Here is a 15,690-nt window from a genome sequence, read left to right as displayed (position 1 = left end):
CTCCATGAAAAATACTGTATTAACACTCTTATATTCGTTGCATTAATACCGCTGTCAAGCGATATGCAAGAAACCCAATCTATGTTCCATCATCGTTTTGCTTGACCACATAATTTGTTAAAACGGTAAGATAACCATAAATTATTTGAAATCTTTCCCTTTTGAACCTTCTACAACGCTTTGCCAATAACCATCACTAGGTAATTCACTGCAGAGTCGTTAACGTTATTGAAGTGAGAGACATTCAGCGATTAGTAATTAAGGTCACTTGCTTAGGGAATAATGGTTATTGATATAGATGAAGCTAGTGTCCATGTGAGTCAATCCTACTTACCTCAATCATCATTTAAGCTGCGGGTATGTAGTTATTCCAAACACAGTACAAAATCCCACAAGCCACCTAAAGTCGCTCTTTGCAGCTCGAATTCGCTGACCGACTGCTTTCGTGACAGCTGGAAGGTGACTTTCAAAGCAGAACACTGAAAACGCAAATCTATAAGTAGCAGGAATACGGAAAACTGAACATACTGCAAAATTGAATTATGTACAGACCACTTAGCTTCGTTTTTATAACATTTAACAGTGATACTACTGAGCTTCGCTGAAAATCAACCATAACGACTAGAAGAACTGAGTCGCTTTGAAAACCTTTACCCTGAACGTTTTGTCAATGTCACCAGCATTCATGATTTTGAGCTTAATAAATAACTATCGCCTACGAACAGAAGACAAAAGTGCCCGCTTCCAATATTGTAACTGTAGGAGCAACTTGGCAACTAGTTCCGTTAAAAGTCTTACAGTATGTTTCTGTACCAGTAATTTGGTCATTGGAATCAACAGTAAGATCAATCACCGCTAAATACCTAGCTAAACCAGCACTATGCCAATATTTGATGTAAATTTGATTTTCACTAATTTGCCCTACCAAATCATTTTGGAAACCATTAGGACTGTAAACATCATTAGGGCTAGTGAATGTATATATTCTACCTCCTCTATCTATGCAAACGTCCTGGAATAAGTCCTCAGTGAATTCAGCTGTTGCAATCAAATCTGAGGTCATTTCAACTTCACAATCTGAATCCACATTTGTGCCCTCACAAGCACCTCCCCAACTAATAAGTTCTTCGCCGAGATCAGGAAATGGAACGAGAGTGGCTATTTTTCCATATTCAATATCTTCCTCAAAACAATTATCAAAGCTGTCTCTACAATCTACGTGTTCTGATTCAATTTTGCCTGAGCCGGTGACGTCAATTCTAAGGTCATGGAAAGGCAGTTCCCATTGTCTAACTAGTTTTGGATTTATTGATGACAGACCATCCACGGCGGGCGGAGTCAATACAAGATCCCACACGTCCGTTTTACGTGGTGTACCTGCTGAGCGTTTAAAACTGTACGAGGCATCCACGTTTTCTACAATAAAGTTTTCTGTGTCTCGTCCTGATTGATCACTAGATGCCTGTATCAAGTTAAGGTGCCAGTCTTTTGCACAGAAAAGTTCAATGTTTGCCGTATACGGTTCATCATAATCTGGTTTTTCAGGATTCAATGTAAAGCTCTTCACAACGGCATTAGGGCCGATATCTACCACAAGGTTTAGTGGTGAAGTATCCACTGGAGATTCCAATTCCTGCGAAGGGAATGTAGCACCATTGGCTGTAACAAAAGCCTTCCATCGCTTGTTGCTAACTGAATCGTCGTAAACAAAATTAGCAAGACTTTCACCTGCGCTACAGAAATCAGCCACATTACAGGTAAATTCAGCCGCGAGAACTCCTACGGTCGCAGCAGCTAAGATTATAGGCGCAGAGGCAACCAACAAAGCCACGCCCGAACCAGCCGCTGCAGCACCCATAGCAGAAGCCATTACGGTCCCGCTTATTCCAACCGGCCCACCAGTGGCATAGCCGTACACAAGACAGAATTCTTTGATTTCGTTTTGGAACGGCTTCAAAGACCCACAATTAAACTTTAAGGCAGGATCAGGAATTGTAAATTTTGCTTGGTATTCACCGTTCCCTACATGAGTTGCGCGAACCTTGCTGCTGTGCCCCAAGCCTGGACAAAAACTGTCTTGGTTTGAACACTGCTTTTCAACCCAGACTTCAGCAGACTCGATAGGAACGTCGTTCGCGCAACCCACCACCTGCACACTAACGTTTTTAGTAGCAGACAGGTTTGAAAACCCAGCACTTTTAAATTGTTGAGAATAGAGAGGTTGAGAAAGCGCAGTTTGTGAGCTGGCGTTAGAAAAAAAAGCTGATAAGTCTAGCTCTGTATCAGATGAAAATATCGCCACACTTCCGTTAGCATCAGTGAACCTGATGTCAGCACGCCCATCAGCAAACCACTCAATATTCATCGACTCACCAGTAGTGAATACAATTCGTTGAGGTAAACCAAAATCAGCGAACTCAATATATCCACTTGCCTCGCCATCATCAAAATATGTGACGTTTGGTTCAACAAGTAGATTGGTTCCATCTTCAAGTTCAATGCGTACTATTGCGTCTGGTGTCGGCAAACCATCGGTTTGGATGGATGCTACACCATCGGGCAATTCACTAGAAGCCTGCCCTGATTGGAGGATCATAAAAATTGCAGCCAACTGTTTTTCAGTCAATTGCGACTGAGCATTCGTTACGGCTACAAAAAAACACAGGCAGAGCGCTAAAAACAAATGGAAAAAGCGTAATAAATACTTGAAATTGTTTAGCAATTGCATGGTTTAAGTCCTTCCTTAGGCTTTTCGGATTTCTTAGGATTTGTATAAAGTGTCCATGTTATATGCAGCACCGCACCAAAGCAAAAAACGACAGCAAACTTATCTGACTACTTAAGAAAATCAGTCAAGAAACCATGCAACTTTATTCAGCCTCATAATTATTGAGGCTGAGCTTGAGCGTCCAAGATTGCTTTGAGAAGCGGAATATTCAGCCCACTCCTGATTATTCCCTCTGGTGTTGCGCTAACAATGTCAGACGCGACACTATTTCCCAGCACATTACGCGCAGTTACAAAACAGGCGTAACTAACGTCATTCTCTAGCTCCTCAATTCGGACCGGAGATTGTGAACTGGTGACGCTGGTGTTTCCACAGGTTACGGTGTAATCCAGAATATTAGAGCCACCATCACCGTTGGGAGAAAAACTAACAATCAAAACACTGTCCTCTGCATTCACCGAACTAATGTTCGGCTGAGGTGGCACTGAGTTTGAATTTAATGGGAACGGATCATCAATATCTATAATACCGTCGTTGTCATCGTCAGCATCAGCGGTCATTCCTAGCGCTAAACAATCGGCATCACAATCATTCGGTGCACCGTCGCGGTCTGAGTCTAATAAATTGCCAATGGCAATGAAAGGAAACGCATCATCATCATCTGATACACCATCAAAGTCATCGTCAATACCATCAATGTCAAAGCCATAATCAACGGCTTCTTGATAAGTATAGGGCTTAAGCTCACCATTTAAATAAACAGGTGTTGCACCCTCAGCATCGTACAAGTTCCATATGTTATCTAATGAGTCAGGAATGCCATTTCCATTTAAATCTGCTGAATAACGTTTGTTGTTAGGCCACAGATCAACACTGTCTTGCATTCCATCAAAGTCTGCATCTGAAAATAACACTGAAAAATTCATGTTGTTTATTTCAAGTGTATTATTAAAGGTATTTTCTACCAAAATTGAAATGGTATGTTTTCCAGCATCCAAACCTAGCGTTTGAAACTCAAAACCAGCAAACGCTGTCATTGCTATTGGCTGACTTAATTGCTCTACCGAATTAATGTATATCTGTCTAATTTCAGTATGCTCAATCGCAGTTGGTTGTTGTTGTTCAGACAAAATCAACTGACCATCGTGATGACTAACTGGTGCGGCTAAATTGGTTATAACTAGCGTCGCCTCTTCACCAAATTCAATGACTGAATTTATTTTACCTAGCGACAAATCAAATTTTGGTAAAGAGAGTATTCTTGTCATTACCTCCGCAAGTTCCCCTCTTGTTACTAACCCCTTCGGGTTAATATTTAAATCATGCATAAACAAACCAAAAAAATGGGTGAATTGAGCATAATATCTGTTGAGGTCATTCGAAAAACAATTGTCATTATTATCCAACAAACAAACATCGGCAGTAAACTCTGCTAATGGTAAGTTCACGCCAAGCTGTAATATTTTTCTATCTAAATTTAATAATTTAACGATCATTTTTGCGATATTTTCATTAGTCGGTGTTTCTGCTAAATTGGTGTTGATGTCTAAAACACCAAGTAACCTAGCGGTTGTATAATAGGTGTCAACCCATGCTGGAAAGACGCCAGGCGCTTTAAGTAAGTTTCTAGTAACTAATTCAATATCACCTGTATGTGCCGTGGTACGCAGTAACATCGCTAACACTTCTGGCCATGTGGGTTGTTCATTAGGATTGAACTTTCTAATGGTCACGTTGTTTTCTTCAACTTGGCTGCCAACCAATAAACCAAGTAAAGTTCCATGAAAGATAGATTGATAATGCAATGTAGTTTCATCAACATCGGTATAAAAATTCATGATGTTGTCTTGCGTTATTATGCTTACAGTTACATTACGAACAATCGTTTCTTTGCCATCAGTAATCGAAATAGCAATGTCATGCTCAGATTGACCGTCAGTCACATTAACAACTAATGTATCGTCGATAATGCTACCAATGCCATTTTCAATAGCAAACGTTGTATTGTTTCCATCAGCATCAAATCCTGACAGGGATAAATATAAATTTGTATTCGCTTGGCCAGCTAGTTCAAATAACTGATCCGGCGAAAATTGAGGAGGGCGATTCGTTCTAACTGTTAACCAAAAATTATTATTGGCTGAGTTACTTAAATCAATAACAAGGTTGTTGTTATCTCTTAATTCTAATTCAACCGTTTTAAATGCAGACCCAACAGCTGAAACTGAAGTTTGTAGGTTTACATTAAATTGGTCATTGGCTTGCACGTCACCAATTAATATCTCTTGCCCAACAGTCACTCCAGTGCCAGCATCGGCTGCAATAACAACCGCTTTAAGGTCAGAGTGTGCTGTTTCAGTATTTTTAAATGTCCAACGTTTATTAATTTCACCCTTCACATATGAATAATCTGGAAGGTTCTCTCCAACAAAGCGAATATCCGCGCTGAGTGGTGCACCTGTATCGGTTAATGACTCTACTTTGACAACATTACCTTTGAAATCACCATCAACTCGTCTTCTAAAATCAAAATCGCTACCAACAGAGGACGTAAATTCTTTCCACGTAGCGCCATTGTCAAAAGAATATTGGATCCAAGTATTGCTATTGAAATAACGCCAAACTCCTTCAGTAGGAGCGTCGTTAAGTGATGCTAAATCAGCCAACAACATAGTGCCATCATCATTAAACTGGTAAATAGTGGCAGAAGAAAAGTTATGGTGATACACCGTTAATTTATGTCCAGCAATCGAACCAAAAGGTGTTGAATAGGGTTTGATAATATCGCTAACCGTTAATGGGTTGCCATTGACCTGCACCACCTCATCAAGATCGATAATGCCATCTGCACCTACTTCTATTCTTAGTTGTCCCAAGGCATAAATATCTAGATCAATACCATTATTTGAAACAGACCAATCACCGGGCAATGAATCATTTACCATTTCACCGTCTGAAAAAATAATTGACTCGGAAGAACCATCAGCGTTGAATTTAACCGCTAAATCTGAACCGGGTTCGGAAAATACAAGGGTTTTATTTGATAGTTGGCTTAGAGGTATATGGGAATCATTCTGTGACGTTAACAACGATGAATCTTGAATATTACGAACCAAAACTGTCGTAATATAAATCGACCCAGCTAGTCTTGAAGATCTTGGATTTGTTACGAGCTGGTTTCTTTTAAAATCTAGAGTGTATGTGTAATTTTCATATCCTGAAAAATACCGTCCAGTTGCAGGTGTTGAAGACCATACGGGTCCAAAAAAATGCCATGGAAACACGGTGTTATTGATAGATGGTGCTAAACAGTATTCTTCAGCGATTGAGTTCAATTCAATAATACTAGGTAGCCTCCAATCGTCATAACCTGCGAAATTTGAATTATTAGCTGCAACTAAAGCATCTCCCCACGTCGCAGACTCATAGCCAATTTCACAACTTGTTCCATTGAACTCGCTTCCTACTACACACCGTTTCCACATTAAGTGTGTTTTTTTATCTATTGCAGTACCATTACCGGATAATATAAATCTCTCATCAGGCGTACTTCGTTGCCCACTATTATCACATACTAAACCATAAGATTTGAAAGTGATAAAAAAGAATACAATTGCTACTTTTAAGTTGTTCATTCCAATTTCTTAATTATTTGGTTGTGTATAAAAGTTACTAGTTAGAATTTCAATTGAAAACATTCCACTAGTCCACACTATTTACCAATCTAACGCTTAAAGTGTGCCACGAAGCGTAATCTGAGATTGAGATCCCCAAAGCAGCTATATAACTGTCTCCCCGGCGGTTAGTTGAAGACCAGTAATATATAACTGCTTCATAAATATCCTCACCCAAACCTATTGTTGAATTTGGAAAGAAGAATTTTGATGACATCGGAGTCTCGGCATAGTATTCAGCATAAATAGGTAAAGACTGTAATTCATTGATCGTTGGTAACCTCCAGTCATTACTACCACATAGTCCTGTCGAATTGACCTCATTCACATATTTAAACGTATTTTCGACTCCTTCAGTGCCAACTACACCATTATTAGTTGCACTATCTGGATTATACCAAGTGTAGGTATTGCCCTTATCTCTTAGCCCGTCGTCGTCGGTTTTAACTTCCCAAATTAACTTAGAAACATTATCCCTAACACAACTCCATTCAGAAGCGTTGGCAGGTAAGTCATTACCATTTGCATCGAGTTTGGTAAAATCAAAGCCACCATGCCCAGCGTCCACTTTTTGAAGTTGTCCTGCTGCCGCAAGTGCATCTCGACCATATTCGGCATCTTGTCCAGGAAACCCTTCTACAGGACAAGGTAGTCCGTTAGTCGTTGCATTGGAGCAAGTGGTAATACCGGTATCGTTTAGTGGATGAGTGCCTGCAATATTGGTATCACTACCAGTGTTATCATCGACTACCGGAATTTCGTTCGGTTCACCAGCAATAATATGGTTGGTATTTTCTAAGGTGCCAGGCAGGGTTGTAATGAGTCCCTGAGAATCTTCATACAAAGCGTCTATGTTGACAATATCCCAAGTCCCGCTAGTGGCTAAGTTGAAACTTAAATAAAAGCAGTCATCGCTGAGGGTGGCGTCAACTGCAACAGGCTCAACGTCTACAGAATTGACCAACCACACTCGATAGGTTTTAAAGGTATAATCATTACCAAATTGATCCGCAGGTGCATCCATCCAACACTTAGCAGCGGCTTCATCACTACCACCTTCAACTAAGTTGCGTAAATAAATAGTATCGCCGGCTATTGCTGCAATGGTTTTAAAGCGCTCATCCACAATTTCTCGGCCATTACCTTCGGGTAGTGTTATTTCTAAAACGGTTTCTACAACCTCTCCGTCATCAGCAAATATTGGCTTGACTTTATTTTCACTATTGATTGCCAGCAATTGCGGGTTAATATCTATAATGCGTTGCACTGTATCGTCAATTTCGCCAAACACACCTGACCCATAACGCAAACCAAGAACAACTCTGGCTTCTGACATATTATTATTTAACAAGTCGGCTTGATTGACATTAAAAGACAAGGTAATAGGCATGTGGGCAGTAAATGGCGGGTAATTTTTTAGCAATTCATCTTTATGTTCTTGATGTGAACCTAATGGTATATAGCTAATACCTGACTCGGTAATCACTTTAAGTTCAAGGCCATAAACAAAAAGTGTTCGACCCGAGGTATTGTTAACTTGAAAACTCAATGTTAACTCATCAATGTCGTTGTTTTTTAATGAGATTGCATCAACGGTAAAGTCTAAGGTATTAGTGTTTCTGTTTGCATAGTCATAAGTGATTACGTATTGATTAGGCAATAAATCTAATATTATGTTGGCTAGATCTGCAATATCTTTTTGGTATTGCAAAATGTACTTTCTTGCCCCCAATTTTAAACGTAAATCCAATAATCCTTGGTAATTACCATCGTCATCAATTAGCGCTTGAAGTTGATCAAGCAAGTCTGCCTTTCCATTAAACTTTGCTGCTAAACAAGCGCTATTTTCGAGTCCACAAGTATAGTAAATATCCAGGTAACTTTTAGCTAAACGATGCCATTGCCAATCTTCAATGTTTGCGTAGCCTGAGATAGCAGAATAAAATCTTGACGTTGCTTTAACGGGCTCTCCTACCGCGCAATTTAATATTTGTGATGCCGTTTGTTTTACTTTAGTACCGACAACGGTTGTTAAAGCCGCGTCTGTTACATTTGGTACCCACGCAAATGCTCCAAGACAATTATCTATGGCATCAGCTACGTCCTTGTATTGATCTGGTAGCATATCTTTTGCAGTAGAAGTGCCTGACGATAAGGCAGCGGATACAATCTGTCGTTTAATCTTTGGGTTTAAATCTTTATCACTGACGTTGGTGACCGAATCTGTGGCTAAAATTGAAATTTCGGTAGCTAGCCCACCAATATTTAAATAGGTATTCGCAAAGTTTTCAATTTTTTCATGTTGCACTTCTTTATGAGTAAACGATGAAAACAACATGTCTATTTCACTGGCTAACTGCTCTTTATAATACTTGTCGTAGTAATAGTAGGATAAGCGTGAGGCAAGGCTATTTCTAATATTGCTCTCCTCCGGAAATGGCACTCCTTCGTTGATAAATGATCCGTCAATATGGGTATATAGTTCGGGTAAATATAATTTCGCGTAAATCAAATTTAACTTGTCTACATTGGCATGTGACTGCTCAATCAGCCCAAACATACTATGAAACGTATTGATAGGCAGTCTTAGCCTTTGTCCATAGATTAACTGAGTTAGATCTGCTCCTTGCGGAATGCCGTAAGCAGTTTTCAGATGAAAGATGAAAGTCGAAAAATCTTCATCTCTAAAGGCAATAAGAGCATTTATAAAAGAATCTTCGTCAACTAAGGTAATATAAGAAAAAACATTCTTTGCTCCTTTGATGGTCGAGCTAATAGCATCATTAAGTTCAGCTATTTTCATGCCTACCTTTAGTGCTTGCCAAGTTCCACTTCTATTGAGTTTGTTTTTTAAGCCTTGCGCCCATGCATTAAAATGCTCGAATCGGTCAGAATGAATGTTAGAATCGGGATATATTCTTCGATACTCAAGTGCTTCAATGCCTTCTAAAATCGATGTTAGTGGGTCATCATTAGAGAATATATTTATCACTTTATTCTGGTGTAAAAAATCAGTTGAGAAATTACAATCAGCACAATAAGGCACAGGATTATGTTGAGGGTCAAAGGCTCTAATTAGCTCTATCGTTTTAGGTGTGATGGGTGCTGGGGCGGTATTAAACGTGACTGAAGGCAAACCAGTCATTAAGCTAGCAAACTGAGCTAACCCGCCTCCTAAAGAATGACCGGTAATTGTTACATCGTTATCCCAATCAAACCCATTCTCAGTTGCAATTTGTTTTGCTTCGCGCATGAACAGAATTAATTGATGTATCTGCTCAGGGACTTTATTGTAATTCAACAGCATAACGTCAGTTAAAATGTCGGTAACAATTTCAACTCCTCGCCAAACTTTACCGTCGACTTCCATAGCGGTTGTTCCACCAAAGACAATAATTAGCCGCCCTGAGTTTGTTGCAAAAATACCCGCAGTAAAACCAGAAGATATATCGTTTTTGTAATGCAGCAGCTTTGCCGTTTTATAAACGTCGCTTACGCCAACTTGGTCATAATAGAAATCTCTACCCTCTTCTCTTTTAGAGCGATAATAAATAATGGCAGATAAATAAGCTTCAACAGAATACGGACTGACGGCAGCTATTTTCGGTTGACCTAAATAAATATCATTAAGGCCTTCAGCCGAAAGCGGTGAAACAAATAAAACATAAACAACAAAATAGGCACTACTACGTAAAAATTTTTTTACAAAAAAAACCACAAACATTATCCTCTTAGAATAAAACTCTTAATACATTAATTCTAATAAACAACTAGATATGGTTTTAATTAAACACATCATCTTAGTTTGTCATTTCAATTCCCGTTTGTTGGGAAGAAAAAACACTTATCACTCATTCTCGAGCAAACAAAACCATAATTTCTGCAACCACATCTACTGAGGTGATCAAGTAGATTCAGACACCGCAGTTATGCCGCTTTTTCAATTTCATCATTTCACTTTCATAATCATTCGGGCTCTTTTTTGTAACTCAAATTAGTGTTCAAACGATAAATGCAGGAAGGACTTGGTTGGTATGTGCAATTGAAACAACTCCCTTGCGTATTAAATTACATCCTCAATGGGAAAATGCATAATATAGATTTTTCTATATATTTCAATAGGTTTGGTAACAATCCAGATCAAATTTTCACTGTCATTTTTCAGATTGAGAGTCAGTACTACTTTAAATCTAGGAATATTTAATCCTAATTTGACTATTGCGTCAGTTAATCTAAACGAATAGAAGTGGACACTTCTTTATGGGGTATTTTAATATTCAATTTTCTCAGAGCTATAAGTAACCTAAAGAACATTGTCTTCTTTTAACATTGCAATCAATGTTTATGTATCCAATTACGTGTTACCCAATAGTTTCTCAGTTCACTATTGGCTCATACTTCATACTCCTACTTTCATTTTCATTACCTGAGCGATGAACGCCCTTAGCTTAGCTTCAATGACATGATTACAGTTTTACCATCATGTATGCTTTACTTTATTCAGCCTCAACAATTATTGAGACTGAGCGTCTAATATTGCTTTGAGAAGCGGAATATTCAGCCCACTCCTGATTATTCCCTCTGGCGTTGTGCTAACAATGTCAGACGCGACACTATTTCCCAGCACATTACGCGCAGTTACAAAACAGGCGTAACTAACGTCATTCTCTAGCTCCTCAATTCGGATCGGAGATTGTGAACTGGTGACGCTAGTGTTTCCACAGGTTACGGTATAATCCAGAATATTAGAGCCACCATCACCGTTGGGAGAAAAACTAACAATCAAAACACCGTCCTCTGCATTCACCGAACTGATGATCGGCGGGGGTGGCACTGAGTTTGGATTTAATGGGAACGGATCATCTACATCAGCAATACAGTCATTATCATCGTCAGTATCAGCAGTCATGCCTAGCGCTAGGCAATCGGCATCACATTCATTGGGTGCACCATCGTTGTCGGTATCTAATAGATTGCCAATGGGGATCAGTGGGTAAGCGTCGTTAATATCAGCAATACCATCATCGTCATCATCTAAATCAGCAGTCATACCTAACGCAAGGCAATCACTATTACATTCATTCGGTGAACCATCGTTGTCGGTATCGACATAACTACCTATACCTATAAGCGGGAACACATCGTCAACGTCAGCAATACCGTCGTTGTCATCGTCAGAGTCAGCGGTCATGCCTAGCGCTAAACAATCGGCATCACATTCATTGGGTGCACCGTCGTTGTCGGTATCTAAGAGATTGCCAATGGAAATCAGTGGGTAAGCGTCATCTTCGTCAAGAATGCCGTCGTTGTCATTGTCGGGATCGGTTGTGTCAGGAATACCATCCCAATCGGAGTCCGTCACTACAAAGGGAGATTGGCGGATCCAGCCATTCGCTCCGAATGTGATGAATTTGTCGTTGAAGAAGAGCGCGGCTTCCTCCCGTTGAGGTACTGTCGACAGAAGTTCCCAGGTTGTCGCGTCAATCGAAACCATACGCTGTCTGTTTGAGAAACCAGAATCATTGCCAGACGCCAGGTAAATGCCGTTACCATAAGTTATCGAATCTGGGTAGAAGTCTATCCGGCTGGAAACATAGTCGGTGCCGTTGTCGGAGACATATATCTGGCCATTGCAGGCGAAGATAAACTTCCCATTGAGAAATTCCAGGTTCGACGCATAACAAGGGATCGGCATGGGTGCGCTCCAATTCAAGCCATCGGCAGATTGGAACTGCACATCGGCGTTGTCGGCGTTGGCATGACTAACCGTAACCAGGAATTTTCCGGCGCCCCAGCTTATGGCATTTAATTGATCGTAGTCTGGCATGTTGACATCGCTCCAAGAGAGTCCATCACTACTCCTGAGGCTTACTCTATCGTCGTACAAGCCAACGGCCAGACATACGCCATTACCGCACGCCATGTCGCGCGTCGGTGGCCCGCCGCGGCTGCGCGTGGTCCAGGTAATACCGTCTTCTGAGGAAAATATAACGCCGACCCAAGCCGAAATATTGAAATCATAATCCATGCCTGCGGCTAGCCAGCGTGTGCCATTGTGCTCGATCGCATAAAGGTGTACGTTGCCGGAATATTCATCGAAGCTGGCTGTGGTCCACTCAAGGGCATCGACGCTGTGGATGATAGTACCGGTTCCTGCCAGTACTATCTCCCCGCCGAAGGTATTGCCGCTCAGCCAGTGCAGCGACGGCAGTCCTGAGGGCAGTTCCGACCAGGGTAGCTGCAGCGGATCGCTCACTACTACCGAGCGCTGTGCATTGGCAGTGCCACCTTTGCGATCGGAAACGGCCACATTGATGTCAAATTCTCCACCGGTCAGCCACACTTGCTTGGGCGCAGAAGTGTTTTGCGTAGCGGCGCTGTCGCCAAAGTCCCAACTATAAACGAGGGGGTCTTCGTCGGGGTCGGTTGCCTGTGCGCTGTACAGGGTTAAAACCCGCGCCTGTGTGTTAGTCGGCCCGTCAATGGTGACCTGTGGGCTGCTGTTGTCAGTGACGCCGATGTAAATGTCAATGTCGATCCATTCGTTAGGTGCAATGCCACCTTTGGCGACCGGAGTTATATGCGCGCAATTGTCTGGGTCTGAATAGGTTTGCCCGAGACGTAAGGCCGCGTCCAACGCATCGTCCCAATCGTTAAGCTGAGAGTCAGGCGTGATATCAATGAGCCAGCTCTTGTTCTGGCCAATCTGTTGCCAGTTGATATTTACGCCGTTGGTGACGTCCGGGTATGCCGGAAAATCACCACGATAGCCAATCCAGTAATGGCCGTCACTGCACTTGTCAACACGCAGTGCCAGCAGATTACCTGCGTCAACATCCATATCGTCGAACTGGTGTAGGCGATATAAACCGCTTCCCTCGACATTGACATCCTGCCAATTATTGGTCGCAATCCAGTTCAGGCGTGTTTTGCCCTCCACGTGAAAGTGGCTGGACGTTGAACTGTCGCCTCCGCCCATTACATCGAAGGGATTGCCGTACTCAATAGTCGAGCCAGTGCCGGTCGCGGTGCCGTCATTAGTGCTCCAGAAACTCGCGTGCAAAAGCCCATAGTTGTGACCAAATTCATGTGTAATGACTGAAGTCCATAATGCGTTCTGAACCCATTGCCGGTCACCGCCAGCCAGTCCTGCCCAAGGAAAGCCAATAGAGGTGAAGTAGACACCAACGATATCGTAATCGCCTAGGTTGATTCCGGTATCTAGTGCAGCAAATGCACTCTTGGCGTCATCATATAACGCTGTGTAATCGTTGGCACCGACGTAAACAGTCGATGCCTGCGGCAGTAATACCAGCGGGTCCGATACGTCGGCCTCTATCCAGGTCTTGCCGTAGGACATGGTGCGAATTCTATCACTGGTGGGTCCGTTCAACTCCCCCAGCAGGTCCTGCCGGCTTAAAGGTGAATCCGGTTTGTCGGGAAAAGCCAAGCGGATGAAAAAAACCGTCTTTTTGGTCTCGGTCCAAGCACTGGACAGTTCCGCGGCCCGCGCCCTTAACTGGGGCAGCTGGGCGACATCATCTTCCAGCCATTCTTTCAACCCAGTTGCTGGGCCGAGCTGGCTTTCGATTTGTAGCAATGCGTTGGCAAAGGTCTCCGCGTCTATGGCGGATTCGAATTGCACAAGGCGGCCCCCCAACAGTGCGTGTACGCCCGGTTCCGAAAGTGAGTTGCCGTTGGCAAGGTCTTTGCCCGGACGGGCCACTGTGAGATCTAACATAGCCTTGGTCGTGGCCAGGTCGCCAGCATTAATTTTCTGTATCGGACTGTCTGCAATGGCGGCGGAGCTGCCTATTCGCACTCCCTGCACCGCCAGATCGTTTTTGCTCTGCAAGACGGCCCGCCTACCGTGCAGGGTGACATTGAGGTAACTTCCATCCGCCATTTGCAATCGGCTGCTGCCGGGGTAGCCAGGCTCTGGCGGCAATACTATCAGCTTGACTAGCGCACTGAAGCGCGATTCAACTTCAGCCTGGAGCGCCTGCGGTAATGCCGATATCTCACGCACGGTCATGGCCTGATCCAGCGCGGTCTGTGGGTTTGTCTGCATAAGACGACCAAGTACTTCGCGACGCGAGCGCAATATATGCTTGAGCTCTGAATCGGTCGCAAGTGCTACCGATACCTGATCCGGGCTTGTTTTTACCACCCAATTGAGTAGTGCGACGGTATTTTCAGGCAATGTTTGCGCGGCGCCCAGAACTGTTCCGTCTTCTGTATGTTGAGCCAAGACAATTACCGTGTTCAGCGGCCAGGTAAAGAAAATCAGCACTGTCCACAGCAGGGCAATGCGGTTAGAGGTTATGACAATCCCATTATTCATATTAGTCTTCCTGTCTAATCGCGAAAATGCCAGAGAGTGTAACCTGGGAGTAAACTGAAATTTCGCAAGACCTTTGCTATCTGGCGCAAATTACCGCGGCGTGCGCGACAGCGCGTCAGAATTCTTGATCGTGTTGCTGCTCTCTCAGCGAGTATTGGTGAAACATTAAGTCATTTTTCATAAAATGAACAAGCATTATTTCTCATGTTTTCCGTATTTACTTCTCCTTTTTATCCTAGCGGGAGTGAAAGTCGGCTGTTTTTCGTCTACTAATTAACTGTTTTCACATAATTCAGAATTTAGAACAAGAGCCTCTCATTGTTGTGCAAATCAATTTTGAACATTGCCTTTGTTTATGATGAAGAACTGCTTGTATTTAAACAGACTTATCTGTGGCAGTGCGCTACTTTGTGGGGCTATTGGGCAAGCGGAAAAAATCGACAAATGACTAAATAAGCCGTCCATTAAATGCAACAGCCAAACTTGCTTTAAAGTGGACCGGATTTGTTTTTTCATAATATTATGTAAATCCATAATATGGTGACTTTATTAAACATCATATTTGCAAACCCATTTTAGCATTTTAGCATTTTAGCATTTTAGCATTTTAGCATTTTAGCATTTTAGCATTTTAGCGTAAAAACATTAGCAGACACTACGGTAAATGCAAAACACTTAATAATGAAAATGGTTAAGTGTCCGCGGAAAGATTATTCTGATGTTGCAACTTTGAATGACATCGACGGCCATATTTCGTATTTAATATCACTTGTTGTCGTATGTATTGCGAAATCTAATTAGTCTAGTTCCAATTTTCAAATTTTCTTTAGATGGGATATTCGTAAGTTACATTAAATCGACTATTTGCTAGTCAGAGTGATTGATCTGGCTTTATATCCAGCCCTATATTCCGTGATGTTATATCCTCATCGTCGACCATATAG

General features: G+C 42.1%; 4 protein-coding genes. All 4 read right to left on the bottom strand.

The window, feature by feature from the left end; all coding sequences use genetic code 11:
* Positions 1–715 precede the first annotated feature (715 nt).
* The 4 genes from KO534_RS12820 to KO534_RS12805 all read right to left on the bottom strand — a co-directional run bounded on the left by KO534_RS12820 (position 716) and on the right by KO534_RS12805 (position 14,746).
* Positions 716–2,728, bottom strand: coding sequence for a hypothetical protein (locus KO534_RS12820; RefSeq protein WP_215930063.1), 2,013 nt, complete (start codon positions 2,726–2,728; stop codon positions 716–718).
* A gap of 158 nt (positions 2,729–2,886) precedes the next feature.
* Positions 2,887–6,363, bottom strand: coding sequence for an Lcl domain-containing protein (locus KO534_RS12815; protein WP_215930062.1), 3,477 nt, complete (start codon positions 6,361–6,363; stop codon positions 2,887–2,889).
* Positions 6,364–6,430: 67 nt separating this feature from the next.
* On the bottom strand, positions 6,431–10,120 hold the full coding sequence (locus KO534_RS12810) for an Lcl domain-containing protein (protein WP_215930061.1): 3,690 nt from the start codon (positions 10,118–10,120) through the stop codon (positions 6,431–6,433).
* 795 nt (positions 10,121–10,915) lie between these two features.
* Entirely contained in the window at positions 10,916–14,746 is a 3,831-nt protein-coding gene (locus tag KO534_RS12805; protein ID WP_215930060.1) for a PKD domain-containing protein, read from the bottom strand.
* Between the last annotated feature and the right edge of the window lie 944 nt (positions 14,747–15,690).

Source organism: Paraglaciecola arctica (assembly GCF_018861065.1).
Lineage (GTDB): Bacteria > Pseudomonadota > Gammaproteobacteria > Enterobacterales > Alteromonadaceae > Paraglaciecola > Paraglaciecola arctica_B.
Note: the sequence above shows the minus strand (reverse complement) of the source record. Positions and strands in the feature narration are given on the sequence as shown.

Coding starts and splice junctions, on each gene's coding strand:
- KO534_RS12820 (WP_215930063.1), bottom strand. CDS start 2,728: ATGCAATTGCTAAACAATTTCAAGTATTTATTACGCTTTTTCCATTTG.
- KO534_RS12815 (WP_215930062.1), bottom strand. CDS start 6,363: ATGAACAACTTAAAAGTAGCAATTGTATTCTTTTTTATCACTTTCAAA.
- KO534_RS12805 (WP_215930060.1), bottom strand. CDS start 14,746: ATGAATAATGGGATTGTCATAACCTCTAACCGCATTGCCCTGCTGTGG.